Annotated in this window: 15 protein-coding genes; 5 read left to right on the plus strand and 10 right to left on the minus strand. The window is 44.2% G+C overall.

Annotated elements, in window-relative coordinates; translation table 11 throughout:
- Positions 1 to 218: 218 nt before the first annotated feature.
- Positions 219 to 920, minus strand: coding sequence for a metallophosphoesterase (locus tag ACFVSW_RS21625; protein WP_387318729.1), 702 nt, complete (start codon positions 918 to 920; stop codon positions 219 to 221).
- A 311-nt stretch (positions 921 to 1,231) separates the two neighbouring features.
- On the opposite strand from ACFVSW_RS21625, the gene ACFVSW_RS21630 reads away from it, so the two are divergent.
- Positions 1,232 to 1,852 carry a DUF3885 domain-containing protein gene (locus ACFVSW_RS21630; RefSeq protein WP_387318730.1) on the plus strand — a complete coding sequence of 207 codons (621 nt, stop codon included), beginning with the start codon at positions 1,232 to 1,234 and terminating at the stop codon, positions 1,850 to 1,852.
- Positions 1,853 to 2,780: 928 nt separating this feature from the next.
- Here ACFVSW_RS21630 and ACFVSW_RS21635 read toward each other — a convergent pair.
- The 3 genes from ACFVSW_RS21635 to ACFVSW_RS21645 form a co-directional block, all read right to left on the minus strand.
- Positions 2,781 to 2,924 carry a YvrJ family protein gene (locus ACFVSW_RS21635; RefSeq protein ID WP_387318684.1) on the minus strand — a complete coding sequence of 48 codons (144 nt, stop codon included), beginning with the start codon at positions 2,922 to 2,924 and terminating at the stop codon, positions 2,781 to 2,783.
- Positions 2,925 to 3,003: 79 nt separating this feature from the next.
- Positions 3,004 to 3,222: a DUF2922 domain-containing protein gene (locus tag ACFVSW_RS21640; RefSeq protein ID WP_387318685.1), complete on the minus strand. Its 219-nt coding sequence runs from the start codon at positions 3,220 to 3,222 to the stop codon at positions 3,004 to 3,006.
- 42 nt (positions 3,223 to 3,264) lie between these two features.
- Positions 3,265 to 3,483: a DUF1659 domain-containing protein gene (locus tag ACFVSW_RS21645; protein WP_387318686.1), complete on the minus strand. Its 219-nt coding sequence runs from the start codon at positions 3,481 to 3,483 to the stop codon at positions 3,265 to 3,267.
- A gap of 569 nt (positions 3,484 to 4,052) precedes the next feature.
- Between ACFVSW_RS21645 and ACFVSW_RS21650 the strand changes: the two genes are divergently transcribed.
- The 4 genes from ACFVSW_RS21650 (at position 4,053) to ACFVSW_RS21665 (ending at position 11,392) form a co-directional block, all read left to right on the plus strand.
- Positions 4,053 to 6,575, plus strand: coding sequence for a beta-glucosidase (locus ACFVSW_RS21650; RefSeq protein WP_387318687.1), 2,523 nt, complete (start codon positions 4,053 to 4,055; stop codon positions 6,573 to 6,575).
- Positions 6,576 to 6,747: 172 nt separating this feature from the next.
- The gene (locus ACFVSW_RS21655; protein WP_387318688.1) at positions 6,748 to 8,310 is read left to right on the plus strand and encodes a right-handed parallel beta-helix repeat-containing protein; all 1,563 of its coding nucleotides are present in this window, start codon (positions 6,748 to 6,750) and stop codon (positions 8,308 to 8,310) included.
- Between the two features lie 1,053 nt (positions 8,311 to 9,363).
- Positions 9,364 to 9,546, plus strand: coding sequence for a hypothetical protein (locus ACFVSW_RS21660; protein ID WP_387318689.1), 183 nt, complete (start codon positions 9,364 to 9,366; stop codon positions 9,544 to 9,546).
- Between the two features lie 172 nt (positions 9,547 to 9,718).
- Positions 9,719 to 11,392, plus strand: coding sequence for a M4 family metallopeptidase (locus tag ACFVSW_RS21665; protein ID WP_387318690.1), 1,674 nt, complete (start codon positions 9,719 to 9,721; stop codon positions 11,390 to 11,392).
- Positions 11,393 to 11,809: 417 nt separating this feature from the next.
- Here ACFVSW_RS21665 and ACFVSW_RS21670 read toward each other — a convergent pair whose 3' ends face one another.
- The 6 genes from ACFVSW_RS21670 to yjcZ (ACFVSW_RS21695) form a co-directional block, all read right to left on the minus strand.
- Complete coding sequence (locus ACFVSW_RS21670; protein WP_387318691.1) at positions 11,810 to 11,917, minus strand: YjcZ family sporulation protein; 108 nt, start codon at positions 11,915 to 11,917, stop codon at positions 11,810 to 11,812.
- Positions 11,918 to 11,973: 56 nt separating this feature from the next.
- A complete protein-coding gene (yjcZ, locus tag ACFVSW_RS21675) occupies positions 11,974 to 12,099 on the minus strand; it encodes a sporulation protein YjcZ (RefSeq protein WP_387318692.1) in 126 nt (41 codons plus the stop codon).
- 701 nt (positions 12,100 to 12,800) lie between these two features.
- Entirely contained in the window at positions 12,801 to 12,920 is a 120-nt protein-coding gene (locus tag ACFVSW_RS21680) for a YjcZ family sporulation protein (RefSeq protein ID WP_387318693.1), read from the minus strand.
- A 41-nt stretch (positions 12,921 to 12,961) separates the two neighbouring features.
- A complete protein-coding gene (yjcZ, locus tag ACFVSW_RS21685; protein ID WP_387318694.1) occupies positions 12,962 to 13,081 on the minus strand; it encodes a sporulation protein YjcZ in 120 nt (39 codons plus the stop codon).
- Between the two features lie 661 nt (positions 13,082 to 13,742).
- Positions 13,743 to 13,838 (minus strand): YjcZ family sporulation protein, encoded by a 96-nt coding sequence (locus ACFVSW_RS21690; RefSeq protein ID WP_387318695.1) that lies wholly within the window; start codon positions 13,836 to 13,838, stop codon positions 13,743 to 13,745.
- A 64-nt stretch (positions 13,839 to 13,902) separates the two neighbouring features.
- A complete protein-coding gene (gene yjcZ / locus ACFVSW_RS21695) occupies positions 13,903 to 14,022 on the minus strand; it encodes a sporulation protein YjcZ (RefSeq protein WP_387318694.1) in 120 nt (39 codons plus the stop codon).
- Positions 14,023 to 14,108 lie beyond the last annotated feature (86 nt).

Consider the following 14,108-nt stretch of genomic DNA (forward strand, 5'->3'; position numbering starts at 1 on the left):
ATAGCGCCTATTGGATACCATTTGCAAGATTATTTGGTAGAAACGTGTTCCAATAGCGCCTATTGGATACCATTTGCAAGAATATTTAGTAGAAGCGTGTTCTAATAGCGTTGATTGGATACCATTTGCAAGTTGGGTCGTTTATAAGGGCTATAAACGACCGGCGTTGAGAGATTTTCCCAAGTGGGTAGCTTATAAGTGCTTTAAGCGACCGAGGTTCAATCAACATAAAAAACTTGTGAACTCCCAACTTCCAGACAATACAATCTTCCACCATATGCACAGCCACCATCGATTCCAATGATTTTATTTTCCCCGAAGTATACATCGCTGCTTTCGTGCAAATTCATTGTCGGTGTATGTCCAAATACAATGGTCTTTTCTCCCTGATATCCCTTGTGAAACTCCTCGCGAATCCATACTAGTGTATGAGGTTCAGTCGAAGCCACTGGTGTATTTGGATGAACACCTGCATGAACAAAGATGTGGGTGTCTGTTTCATAGTAGTATGGAAACTTTTTTAGTATTTCAATGTGTGCGCGGATACCATCATTCATTTGAATTGGCTTAGGCATTTCGTCCGTCGTATACCAATACTCGGCATCGTCCTTTTCAATTTCATAGCCATAATTTTGAAGCGTTTTTATTCCGCCATTGTAATACCATCTTTTCAAGTTCATTGGATCACCATGAAAGGCATCGATCATCATCTTTTCATGGTTTCCATTTAAAGCAATCGCTCCCTCGCTCTTCAGTTGAATGACTTTATCTAAAACAGCTTTCGAATCGGGCCCCCGATCGACAAAATCACCTAATAACAGGAGCAGGTCTCGGTCTTGGTCATATTGAACAAGCTCCAAAAGGCGTTCAAATTTTTCTAAATCCCCATGTATATCACTTATGGCAAGCATTCGTTTCAACTGTCTCACATCCTTTTGAACCGGTACAATCGTTGTTTTAAATGACTCTATCATACCATACTCTATTAAACCGGTGCCTGTGGCACAAGCTTTATGATTCCATCTAAAATTAGGTAAGTCTCCATGGGCGTTACAAGTTTTTTAATGGGTGACGATCACATTTTATCTTATTACATATGGGAGTAACTTTTTTTGAAGAAACATATTTTGATTTTAATGTTAAAAGCCTAACCCCAAATTTAAAGGGAAAGATAAAAATTGGGTTTAATGAAGATAATATAGGAGGTGCGGAAATGAAATTAAGCCACTTTATGAATAAGAATTTCCCCAATTTAGAGCTTAGACCACCTTTGTTTTATAGTTGGGATATTGGTATACGTTTTGAACTAGGGGTGGAGTGGAAAAGAGAATATGATTATCCCGACAACCCTTATATACTGGGGTGTTATAAAAGGGCAATTACTTTATTCGAAGCCTTACATTCTCCAACAGAGGAAATTTTTTTCGTGATGGATGTAAATGATTTTGATAATGGGAAAAACATTAGGCATCAGTTAAAGAACTTTTCCCGCTATGTTGAAAAATCATTATTGTTTAGGCTGAAACATCAAGCAATGCCTTATATATTCCCAGAGGATGATGAAGAAGGTACATATAAAACTCATAGATTTTCTCTAAACTGCAAAACATCTGATTTTAAATACATTCCATTATTAAAAGCAATTTGCAATCAAGACTTGGGGTTGAAACCAAGTATTTTCCATAGAGTTTACTTCATAAATATCAATAAGAAAACTATCTTTCAAGTTTACGATGACAGAGGCTGTGATTTATTAGCGACATCACCTGAAACAATTAGAGGTATTTATGACAGATACAATGATTGGATTCTAGAATACGATAGGAAGGAAATAGACAAGGTGTTTAAATAAAGGAATATAGTTTCTCTTCTATTGTTAAAGGGGTGCAAGAGTTTGCAGAACAGTGGCTATTGCGGCAGCTTCTTTTTTCTTCAAGTAACGTGTGCAGTTTAGAGAGATTCAGGCTAAAATTACCTGATGTAATACATAAAAATAACAATTATTATTGATTGGAAAACAAAGTATTGTTGAACTAACTTTACTTCAAGATGGGATTCCACAGAGATCCCATCTTATTCATCTTCAACTAAAGGCGCCCAGATAATTAAAGGAGAGTGTGAAAATGTGAGAACTTTACGTAGGTGTAATTTCTAACCCATAATCCGAGTACTTACCACTCTACTGCCCAGAAGCAAACGCTGCCATTTTGTTTGCCATTATCCCGTAACCTCTGTCAGCCTTAGTTCTTTGTTCAGCAAAATTCCTGCATTAATAAGGTGGTTCAGGAATTTTAATCCATAAAAGATTGGATGTAAAATTCAGCCCGTAATGTAGTCCAAGATAATTGTAATCTAAGATTCTTCTCCATAAGTCTTCAATGTTCTGTTTTGTTGCAACAGCAAATATAATCTACGAATAAGTGTTTCCTTCCTTTTTTTCTTTTCTAAAACTTTACTTTTAAGATTAAATGACATATTCGCACCTCGATGTCTTGTTTATTAAGTGTGATCGGACTTTTTGCTTAACGCTTATATTATTCGACAATATTTGTGTTTTTTTGTCCTTCGTCTATTAAAAATATCCTCTATAGGAAATAGACATTCCCAAATCTTTCAAAAGTAACACCTCTTTTTTCTTACCCAATTTATCTATACCGTAGGCAGATGGTCTCTTCAGAGGGCGGGGGGACCGTAGGGAGAGAAAGGTATCCTACAAGTAAACCACCCTGCACCGCTATTAGCAGAGCGGTCCACCCTTAATCGCAGCGAAATGACTGAATCTATGATTTCGCATTCATGCGGTTGGGCAGTTCCTGTATGGACTGGACCACCATATCAAGCTTGGATTCAATCCGATAGAGCAGATAGAGGGTCACAACAATCGGGAATCCGACCTGGCTGATGAATGAAATGATTTGTTCCACGAGTACTCGCTCCTTTCTATATTAAATGTGTTGTAAAGAAAGGCCGGCTTCGTTTGTTGCGAATCCGGCCTCTACCTTATTAAACAAGTTCGTAATCCGTTACATTACGTTCGATGACTCGCGCTCCTTTTGCAGCCGCTAACTTTCCGGTGGCTGTTGTGAAAACTCCCGATGCAATAATCTGTTCCATCGATTGTTTCACGAGAACTTCATTAATCGGTTCTCTTGGATTATCTACCGAAATGCTTGCCGTCTTTCCAAACTCCGTTTCAAATTGTAATACCAATGTTTTTGCCATTTCCTTCACCTCCGATCATCAAAGTTTCACCAATCCAAACATTTAAGCTAAAATCTCAGTACTGTCATTGCGTTCCACTTTGTTTAGGGTGTCTTTGCACAAAACAGAGATTGCCTGTGCCGCTTGAAACAACTGATCTGCCGTTGCCTCTTTTTTCACATTGCTAAACGTTTTAGCTTTGTAAAGTGGTTTTCCTTCGTCATCAATCCCCGCTTCAAACACCATGCGAAGCTTCGTCCCTAGTAATAATTCCATTGCCATTGTCGCCACCTCCTTTCACCTTCTATTTATAGTTTTAGAGGGAAAAAGGACAGGGTGGAGGGAAATAATTTTTGGAACGAGGGAGTGAGCCGAGAGGACAGGCACCTTGTCCCACTCACACTTGAACATTCTTGATTCATGACAAAACCCGTAAGAGTTTCTTAATGGTTATTAAATGTAACATTACCCCCATTTCTAGTTCAGCCACTAACCATAGTTCCATGCCACCTTCGAGTGGTTTCCAAATATTATTGTAATAAAAATTATTTGATAAATAGAAATTGTTCCATCCTGTTTACATATATTTAGAATATTGAAGTATAACTTCATTTATTTTGATTGTATATTTGGCGAATCATTGATTTATAAAGGGTTTGAATACCCTTAGGGACTTTAGGAGCGTTACTAATCTCGTGGTTTTTGTTCCTGTTATGTAATCAACTGTTCATACCAGTGTAATAGTTTTTCGCTATACTAATATACTTATTTGAAAGTAAGGGAGAGATTAAAATGATAAAACGGATTATTTCAATACTAATAGACAAATAGATAGGAAGGGAGAGAGTAAGATGATAAAACGAATTAGTTCAATTTTTTTGACAGCAATAATTTTCATGTCTACGTTAGTAATTCCTGCTGATGCGGAGAACGGTGGAACGGAAGGGACTAAACCCTGGATGAACACCCAGCTCTCTGCTGAAGAGCGTACCGAGCTGCTTCTCGATGCAATGACGATGGAACAGAAGATCCAGCAAATTGCGATCTCGCGCTTCAATGAGAACGATACTGGTGATACGGTCGTCATCAAAAGGGGCGGCACTAGCAAGTACCAGAACGGTGAATTCGCGCCCCAGGGTACCCTGCCCAAGTGTGAGTGGCAGGACACCGGCCGGCAGATCCGTGGGATCGAGGATCTGGGCATCCCCACAGTCCGCATGACCAATGGTGGTACTGGCGTGAAGGGCGGATCGTGTGGCAATGACCCGGAGGCGACCGGGCTGCCGTCGACCCTGGCCATGGCCGCAACCTTCGACCGCGGGCTAAACTATGAAGCCGGCCGAATCCTCGGCGAGGAGACCCGGGCCTTCGCGCACCACGTGCTACTCGGACCGGGCATGAACCTTGTGCGTCACCCATACAATGGACGAAACTATGAGTACTTCAGTGAGGACCCGTACCTGACGGGTACACTGGCAACTGAGCAAGTCAAGGGCATCCAGGACCAAGGGGTCCAAGCCCAGCTTAAGCACCTAGCCGGTAATGAGCAGGAGACCGAGCGATGGACGATGGGTGTCCAGGTTCCCTCAAAGGCCATGAACGAGCTCTACATGCTTCCATTCGAGATGACCGTCAAGGATGCTGACCCAGCCTCCGTGATGTGCTCGTTCCCGGATGTCAACGGTACCTTTGCCTGTGACAGCTCTGAACTGCTTCAAGATGCACTAAGGGACAAGTGGGGCTTCGATGGTTACGTTATGAGTGACCGTCGCGCGATTCATGACATGGTTTCTGCCATTAAGGCGGGCATGAATGTCGAGCTCGACTGGGCACCGCAGTACTACACTCAAGAGAAGATCCAGGAGGCTCTTGACTCTGGTCAGGTGACCGAGGACGACATCGACAATTTACTTCGTCCGCGGTATATCAAGATGATCGAGTACGGCCACATGGATGAGCCATACGACAAGTTTCTGCCGGAGATCGTCGATCCGATGGCCAACGGCGCCAGCGCACGGAAAATGGCCGAGGAAGGGGCCGTGCTGTTGAAGAACGATGACGGGTTCCTGCCGCTGAATGGCGAGCCGAAGTCAATCGCACTGATCGGCGTCGAGTGGTTCGCCGGTGAGGCCAAGATGTCTCCGCGTTCCGTTCGGGACAACAACGAGAACGTCGTGACCCCTTACACGGTAACACCAAAAGAGGGCTTAGAGAATGTCATCAAGGAACTCGGATACAATACAAAAGTAACGTATAATGATGGACGTGACCCGGAGGCTGCAGCCAAGCTGGCCGCTGAGTCTGACGTTGTACTGCTGATGGTCGGCGACAACCCGCATGAGACCGTGGACCGCGATACCCTGGGATTCCCGGCCATCGACCTCAACACGAATCCGGACAAAGAGGACTGGGTGGAACAGGAGCCGCTGATCGACGCAGTTCTGAAGGCCAATGCGGAGAACACCACTATGGTCCTGAAGACCTCCGGTACGGTTCTCATGCCGTGGCTGGATAAGGTCCCTGCAGTCCTCCAGGCGTGGTTCCCAGGCATGGAGGATGGCAATGCCGTCGCTAATCTGCTCTACGGTAAGGTCAATCCTTCCGGCAAGCTGCCTATGACGTTCGGTGCTACCGAGCGTGAGGCTGCGTTCGCGACAGAGGAGCAGTACCCTGGAACCCGTCAAGACACTGGTAAGCCAGGTGGCCCTGGCCCGTACGGTGACGGTTCTGACCAGTTAATCGCCAAGTACACCGAGGGACTCGAGATGGGCTACCGCTGGTACGAGGCCAACAACGTGAAGCCGGTCTTCCCATTCGGGTACGGCCTGTCGTACACGACTTTCAAGTATGACGATCTCAAGGTGAAGAAGGTCCGCGGTGAAGGCAAAGGCAACAACGGCTCGTTGTCCGGTATTGACGTGTCCTTCACTGTAACCAACACCGGTGACGTTGCCGGTAAAGAAGCGGCACAGGTCTACCTGACCCTGCCAAACGAAGCTGGGCAGCCGACCAAGCGACTTGTTAACTTCGAGAAGGTTTACCTTGAGCCAGGTAAGAGCCAGCAGGTGACTGTACGGATTAACCAGGCTGACTCCAACCACCCGTTCTCCTATTTCATTCCGGAAGAACCGGATAACCTGGCGAACTGGGCTGACGGCGAGTGGGCAACTGCTGACGGAAAGTACCGCGTGCATGTCGGTAGTTCCTCGGCAGACACCCCTCTGGAAAAGGAAGTTCCGTTGAACTTCAAACTCAGCAAAGACGACAGCATGGGGAACGGAAACAACGGAAACAATGGAAATAAAGGAAATAAAGGAAACAAAGGAAACAACGGGAATAACGGAAACAAAGGAAACAACAACTCCCAACATTAGGCCTCTGGCCATGGGATGACATCGGCGACCCGGTAGGGGGCGTCAGGCATCCCGAAGATAGTGAGCCCGCGGGCTCGGCGAATCAAGCCGAAGCCCGCGGGCTCACTGCTTTTCTCGACGCTTCCATGGGCGACGAGAGGGACTAAAAGAGTCAAGGAAGGATGTGAAAGGTATGATGAAGGGATCCGTTCGGAACAGCCGGCGAGGTCCGGCGCATTCGTGGTGGGTGGTCCTTGGCCTGGTGGTCCTCTTGACCGCATGCACCGTCGAGGAATCTGATGGGCCGGTCGGGAGAGATGACGCCGTGGGACCCGCCCAGTCCGGGCACGGCGACTGGCAGGTCCCCGGCTTGGTGGACCGGTCCGGCACGCCAATCGAGGTGCCGAAGCCTGGTCCGGCCACTGGCAGGACCCTGGACGTTACGGACTTTGGGGCAGATCCGAATCCGGACTCGCACGACGACGCATCAGCCATACGGGCGGCACTGGACGCAGCCAAACCGGGTGACGAAGTCTTGCTGCCGGCCGGCACGTATGACTTGCGCTCCACTGACCCGGCCGACAAGTCGGCGAACATCGTGCTGCGCAGCGGAGTGAACCTGCGCGGTGAGGGCCAGGAGCGCACCGTGCTGCTGACCTCCCTCGACGGCGAGGATAACAGTCGGGTAATCCGCGGCTCCGGCGTCCGCGACGTCATTGTCGCTGACTTCACCATTACCTCCCGTCATGAGGGTCCACTTGGCGAAGACACCGACGACGGCGACGCGGGTGGCGGCCCGATGTACGGAATCTACCTTGGAGCCCACGAAGGGAAGGCCAGCTCCCGGGTCCTTGTGGAGAACCTGGGCATCCGGAGGTTCGAGCGCCACGGGATTTCCGTCAAGGCCAGCCGTGAAGTGACCCTCATTGGAAACTACGTTAGTGAGGCAACTGCCGTTGGCCCCGGCGGACAGGGCTACGGCATCGCTATCGAGGGCTCAGCGGACCAGCACGACCCGGATGCCGCCAACGATTCCCGGCACAATGTGGTCATCGGCAATACCTTCGATGGCAGGCATTTGCGGCACGCCATTCTGCTGCAATTCCCCACACACAACAATCTCGTGGCGGAGAACACCATCGTCAGCAGCCACCTCGACGCCATCGACCTGCACGGTGAGGGTGAATACCTGAACGAGGTCCGGGACAACACGGTCATCGGCGGGCAGCAGGCGGGCATCGCGCTAGGCAATTCAGGCGGGGCCAAGAACAAGCACGACGCCTCAGGACCTGGAAACTGGGTGCACTCCAATGACCTGATTGGAAATCGTCAGGGAGTCCTCGTCATCCTGGGAACTCCTGACACCCTCATCGAGGACAACAGGATCACCGCCGGGGAGGATTCGAAGGCCGGCATCGAGGTCCGCAATGCACCAGGCACAGAATTGCACGGTAACCACATCACTGGAGGGACTGACGGATTCTGGGCCATCCGGCTCAGTGAAGACCGCGGTACTGACGGACGGGGAAAAGGAATCCCCTCAGGCATCAGGATTGAGTCCAACGTCATTCGTCAGGCCGCCAATGGCATCAGGATCGATGCCGGGGAGGACCTCAGGATAGTCGAAAACGTCGTCGACGGCATCGACGGGGCCGAGCTAAGGGTGGCCGACGGGATCAAGGTGAGCCAGTCGGCCCAGCGGTCCAGCTCCACCAGGGCACCGGGGGCATCGAAGTCGCGGGAGAGCACCCGGTGATGGCGGCCAGCACCGCAGCGCCGTCGGTAGCCTCCTCCCCGGACAGGGCCTGGCGCCAGCGGGCCACGCCACGCGCTCGGTGGACTGCTGCAGCATGCCGGAAGTCCACTCCCAGTCGGCGCGGTAATGGTTGGACAGCAGTCCGGTCCGGATGGCGACGGCCTCGGCGCCCTGGAACGTGGGATGGGGGCAGATATGAAATGAACCGTAAAAGCTAGACACGAATTTTATGCTGCGTTTTGGATATTCCATTAATCTGGCTTTTCTTTGAACTAAGTAAAGAAAATTCAATAGGGATAAATGTGGCACCATCTGTCCAACCAAGGGTAAGCATGCGAAATCCCTTATAGAAACGCAACGGTGCGAAAGTTGAGTAACTAGTAATTCTTATTTTAACTTCTATAATTAACCCAGCCTTCATCAAAAAGAGGGCTGGGTTCCATCTAATAAGTTCCCTCATTTTTCACTAAACCATATTTAATATATTCACCATATTAAACCAAAGGAAGCCCTAACCTCGATCAAATGTTTGATTTTCTGACAAAAATCTTAGCCGCCAATCTAACCTGCCCTTTTCTACTTAGTAGTTGTCTTAGTTTAGTAGCCGATCATAAAAGAGGCTCCTACAATGATGATATATTTTTGGGGATAAGGGTGGCTTGGACAATCATCATATAGTAGGAAAAAATCAGCGATTTTCCTAAAAATTTTCCTTTTAAAAAGGCTCTGTTATAACTGATTGTTGATTTCATGTGTTTGAAAAATAAACGGTAAAATTCCGTTTAAATTGGGAAATACCCATATTTCCTTAAAAATAAAGGGAGTTTTTCCGTTTATATTATCCAAATCTTTGGATTTTGCCTTATTTAGAGCGGTTAATCGGAATATCTCCGCTTATATCTGCTTCTTAAGCTTTCTCTATATACATTAGCCGGAAATTCTCCGCCTATGAATTCTCATACCTACAAGAAAATCAACAATGAATAATAACAGAGCCTTTAAAAAAAAGAACGTCTGCAATTCATGCAAACGTTCCATTGGAGGTGTTAGGATATGTCTGAGCTTATAGCATCGGTGGTAATAATAACATATGCATTTAGAATAAAAGTGAATGGACAAGTGCTGATTAAAAATAAAATAGGCAGGAAATGTACAATAACAACCATTCTTGACCACATGTTCTTACTATTTTTGTTAGGTTATTTTAAACTCATCATTAACAGGTTTGCCTTCTAATGACTCAAATTCGGCAGATACCCCTTGACGCAGTCAGTAAATTATACCTATCCTAGCCTGATGCTAGGTATTTATTACCTATTTTTACAAAAATTAAAATAATTCTAATTATTCATGCGAGTGAATTTTTGTTAATCTATAATAAAATAGATGGAAATAATAGGGGGGATTTATGTTGAAGAGAAAATTTATAGTACCAGTAGCTCTATCGTCAGCATTGTTGGTAGGTTCTATCCCGGTGAGTAGTGTATTTGCAAAGCCGATTGATTCGAAGGTGGTTAATAGTGTACAAGCTTCTAAGAAGTGGAATGAGAACGCTAGCGTTCCTCTATTTGTGAAGGAGCGATTTGCAGAGAAATTCTCTTCTAGCACCCCTTCCAATGCACTAAATTATTTAAAGAAAAACGAAGGTAAAACTGGAATTAAAAATCCGGACAAAAGCCTAAAAGTAAAAGATACACAAAAAGATGAACTGGGTATGACTCACGTCCGCTTTAATCAGTCAATAAATGGAGTCAATGTCGAAGGGTCCGAGGTTATTGTTCATTTTAATAAGAATAATGAGGTAGTATCCATAAATGGAAGAATCAATCAGACTATTGCCGATGATACAGTTGACACGACAGCCAGCTTAAGGAGTGATACTGCATTAAAGACGGCAATGTCCACTGTCAATGCTCCTAATGAGTTGACATATGAGCCGACTACTGAGCTAGTAGTCTATCCTTTTGAAGGAGAAAATCATACAGCTTATAAGGTGAATGTGAACTTCATGGGGGATGAGCCCGGAAACTGGTTTGTCTTTGTGGATGCAAAAACAGGACAAGTCATCGACAAGTATAATGGCTTAATGCATGCGGATGAAATAAGAACACAAAAAGGTGTTGGAAAAGGTGTACACGGTGATCATAGGGAATTACATATTTCTCAAGTGAAGGAACCGAAATCTGGAACTAAGTTTGCGTTAGCAGATTACGCTCATGAGAACCTTGAAGCTATCTTAACATATGATTCTAAAAATGATACAGATACTAGAAATGATACCCTATATGTTGGGAATTCTGCTGCCTTTATCGGTGATTATGATCGAGCTGCGGTCGACGCCCATTATAATTCCGAAAAGGTTTATGACTATTATTTAAATGAACATGGCCGTAATTCTCTAGATGGGAAAGGGATGGCAATAAAATCCTATGTTCACTATGATAAAAATTATAACAATGCGTTCTGGAATGGTGCTTGGATGACCTATGGGGATGGTGACGGTGAGTTCTTTATTTCACTATCTGCCGGACTTGACGTTGCTGCCCATGAAATGACCCATGGTGTCATCACTCATACAGCAAATTTAGTATACCGCGATCAACCTGGAGCACTAAACGAATCATTCGCTGACGTCTTTGGTGCGCTTGTTGACGATAAAGATTGGGAAATGGGCGAGGATATTATGGCACCGGCTGCTAAAGCAGATGGTGTAACGAGATTGCGTAGCTTGAGTGATCCTAACAGTGTTAAAGTTAGTAATGCGCAAAGAGCGGCGTATGGAAGCGGAGTATATCCGGCTCATATGGATGAATTTTATCACATGCCGCGTAACGTAGATAACGGCGGTGTCCATGTGAACTCCTCCATTACAAACCATGCTGCTTACTTGATTGGTCAAGAAATTGGCAGGAAAAAATTAGGACAGATTTACTATCGAGCTTTATCAGTATATTTAACTCCTAATTCCAATTTTAGCGACGCGCGTAAAGCGATCGTACAGTCTGCGATCGATATTTATGGTGCAGGCAGCGCGGAAGAGGCTGCAGTTAATTCCGGTTTTGATGCGGTGGGAATTTATTAAAAATATAATTGCAACCTGCATGCAGGAATAGAATATTATAAGCGGATTTTAGATGAATATTGAAGTGTGTTTTATGTTCCCTCAAACTAAGAGTTTGGGGGGATTTTGTTTGAAAGTTGAAAAGGCGGTTGAGAATGAAAAACATCCCGGAGTGAGACTATGTAGTTCACTCCTTTAGAATTTTGGGGTCAGTCCTCCGGTGAACTAAAGCTTTAACGCACCGGGGGACTGACCCAATGTCACCTATGTAAATGGAGAAACCGGGTGTCATGCACCATCCAAAGGCACCATCCAATTGAAGATTAGTAGTTATTTGCATGTGTAATTCATCCTCCTTTCATTTCAGAAGCCTATCTGTTAAAAAGGACAGAGTAGCCTAAGCTAACCTGCCCTTTCCTACTTAGTAGTTGTCTTAATTTAGTAGCCGCTCATAAAAGAAGCTCCTACAACGATGAGTAGAACGAACAACACAACGACTAAAGCAACAGCGTTTTGTTCTCTATGTTCGTGTCTAAATTCTTCCATGAATATTACCTCCATAATAGGATTTTACTTCGCCCCAAATCATACCGTTTGGTTGATTAAATGACGCTAGTCAGTACGATAATCAGCAGAATGAACAATACAACGATTAAAACAAAAGTTGAACCGCCGCCATAACCACCGCCGTAGCCGTAACCGCCGCTATATCCACATGATCCAAACATATTTTTCACCACCTATTGGGTTATTTGGAGGAAAAACACTCCTACTATGTATATATATTTTCTTAAGACAAGGGTTGATTGGACAAATATCATCGTGTTAAGACAAAATTAGCGATTTGCTTAAACAATTTCTAAAAATGAAAAGAAGCGACTGCAAAACATGCAATCGCCTCTTCGGAGGTATAAATATATGCTGGTGCTGGCGGTGGTAGTAATAATATATGCACTCAGAATAAAACTGAATGGACAAGTGCTGATTAAAAAAAAAATAGGCAAGAAATGTACAATAACAACCATTCTTGACCACATGTTCTTACTATTCTTGTTAGGTTATTATAAACTCATAAAAGATGAACTTGTTTTTCAACTAACCTTCTACCTTTAATTGTATAAGAACAGCTGCCTTTGATAGCTGCTGTTCTTACCTGAGGGCTTTTCCGGAAACACTGCTTAATTCATTTACTTAAAAGAATCTACGTCTTCTTCTGTCGAATTCAAAGCGTCTTCTTCTTTCGAAATCAAAGTCGAACGGGAAAAATTCTCTTTCAAAAGGGAAAAACCGTCTTCTTCTAAAGTCGTCTCGAAAAAATCGATCTCTTCGATCAAAATCAAAAAATGGCATTTAATTCATCCTCCATTCATTTTAGAATCAATATGACAAAGGGACAGTTTAACTTAACCTGCCCTTTGTTCCGTACAAATTAGTAGCCGCTCATAAAAGAAGCTCCTACAACGATGAGTAGGACGAACAACGTAACGACTAAAGCAACATTGTTTTCTCTACGTTCGTGTCTAAATTCTTCCAAGTTTAACACCTCCATAATAGGATTTTACTTCGCCTCAAATCCAACCGTTTAGTTGATTAAATGACGCTAGTCAGTACGATAATTAACAGAATGAACAAAACTACGATTAATACAAATGAACTGCCTCCACCATATCCACCACCGTAGCCATAACCGCCACCATATGATCCGTACATAATTTTTCACCACCTATTGGAATATTAGAGGGGAAAACCCTCTATATATATATATTTCTTAAGATAAAGGTGGCTTGGACAATCATCATATAGTTAGAAAAATTCAGCGATTTACTTAAACTATTTCTAAAAATGTAGCTATAGAACGCCGTTAGGTTAATAAAAAAAAGCCGCCAATTATAGCAGCCTAATCTTAAAGTAAAAAACGCCTTATGTTTAATAACTTTCAATTTGTTCAATAAGAACAGCTGCTTATGATGACAACAGTTCTTTTACTTAGGCACATGGAAACACTGTTTAAATCTTTTGCTTAAAAGAATCTGCGTCTTCTTCTTTCGAATTCAAATCGTCTTCTTCTTTCTAATTCGATTTCAATTTCAAAGGGAAACCGTCTTCTTCTATTTATATTAGGAAAAGAGAGGCGATTAGAAAGAAGGGAATGAAATCAAAATCAAAGCCTCGACGCATAAATATTCCTCTGGATGGGTCAACCCTATCTATTACTCCTCTGTGAACTCTTCCATAATGGTCCCAGACCTCAACAGCTCGTCCACAATTTCTCATAGCGAAATTTCGCATTTAATTCATCCTCCTTTCATTTCATCAGTCTAATTGACAAAGGGACAGATTAACTTTCAACCTGCCCTTTGTTCCATACAAATTAGTAGCCAACCATAAAAGAAGTCCCTACAATGATTAGAAGAACGAATAATACAACGATTAACGCAAAAGGATTTCTCCTTTCCTCAAATTCCATGGCTAACAACTCTTTTACTTGATTAAAAAGGATTCAACTCGTCCAAATCCAACCGTTTAGTTGATTAAATGACGCTAGTCAGTACGATAATTAACAGAATGAACAAAACTACGATTAATACAAATGAACTGCCTCCACCATATCCACCACCGTAGCCATAACCGCCACCATATGATCCGTACATAATTTTTCACCACCTATTGGAATATTAGAGGGAAAAACCCTCTATATATATATATTTCTTATGATAAAGGTGGCTTGGACAACCAT

It is taken from the genome of Neobacillus sp. NPDC058068 (genome assembly GCF_042885335.1).
GTDB lineage: Bacteria > Bacillota > Bacilli > Bacillales > Cytobacillaceae > Neobacillus.

Coding starts and splice junctions, on each gene's coding strand:
- ACFVSW_RS21650 (WP_387318687.1), top strand. CDS start 4,053: ATGATAAAACGAATTAGTTCAATTTTTTTGACAGCAATAATTTTCATG.
- yjcZ (WP_387318694.1), bottom strand. CDS start 13,081: ATGTACGGATCATATGGTGGCGGTTATGGCTACGGTGGTGGATATGGT.
- ACFVSW_RS21690 (WP_387318695.1), bottom strand. CDS start 13,838: ATGGAATTTGAGGAAAGGAGAAATCCTTTTGCGTTAATCGTTGTATTA.
- ACFVSW_RS21640 (WP_387318685.1), bottom strand. CDS start 3,222: ATGGCAAAAACATTGGTATTACAATTTGAAACGGAGTTTGGAAAGACG.
- ACFVSW_RS21655 (WP_387318688.1), top strand. CDS start 6,748: ATGATGAAGGGATCCGTTCGGAACAGCCGGCGAGGTCCGGCGCATTCG.
- yjcZ (WP_387318694.1), bottom strand. CDS start 14,022: ATGTACGGATCATATGGTGGCGGTTATGGCTACGGTGGTGGATATGGT.
- ACFVSW_RS21670 (WP_387318691.1), bottom strand. CDS start 11,917: ATGGAAGAATTTAGACACGAACATAGAGAACAAAACGCTGTTGCTTTA.
- ACFVSW_RS21660 (WP_387318689.1), top strand. CDS start 9,364: ATGTCTGAGCTTATAGCATCGGTGGTAATAATAACATATGCATTTAGA.
- ACFVSW_RS21680 (WP_387318693.1), bottom strand. CDS start 12,920: ATGGAGGTGTTAAACTTGGAAGAATTTAGACACGAACGTAGAGAAAAC.
- ACFVSW_RS21645 (WP_387318686.1), bottom strand. CDS start 3,483: ATGGCAATGGAATTATTACTAGGGACGAAGCTTCGCATGGTGTTTGAA.
- ACFVSW_RS21630 (WP_387318730.1), top strand. CDS start 1,232: ATGAATAAGAATTTCCCCAATTTAGAGCTTAGACCACCTTTGTTTTAT.
- yjcZ (WP_387318692.1), bottom strand. CDS start 12,099: ATGTTTGGATCATGTGGATATAGCGGCGGTTACGGCTACGGCGGTGGT.
- ACFVSW_RS21665 (WP_387318690.1), top strand. CDS start 9,719: ATGTTGAAGAGAAAATTTATAGTACCAGTAGCTCTATCGTCAGCATTG.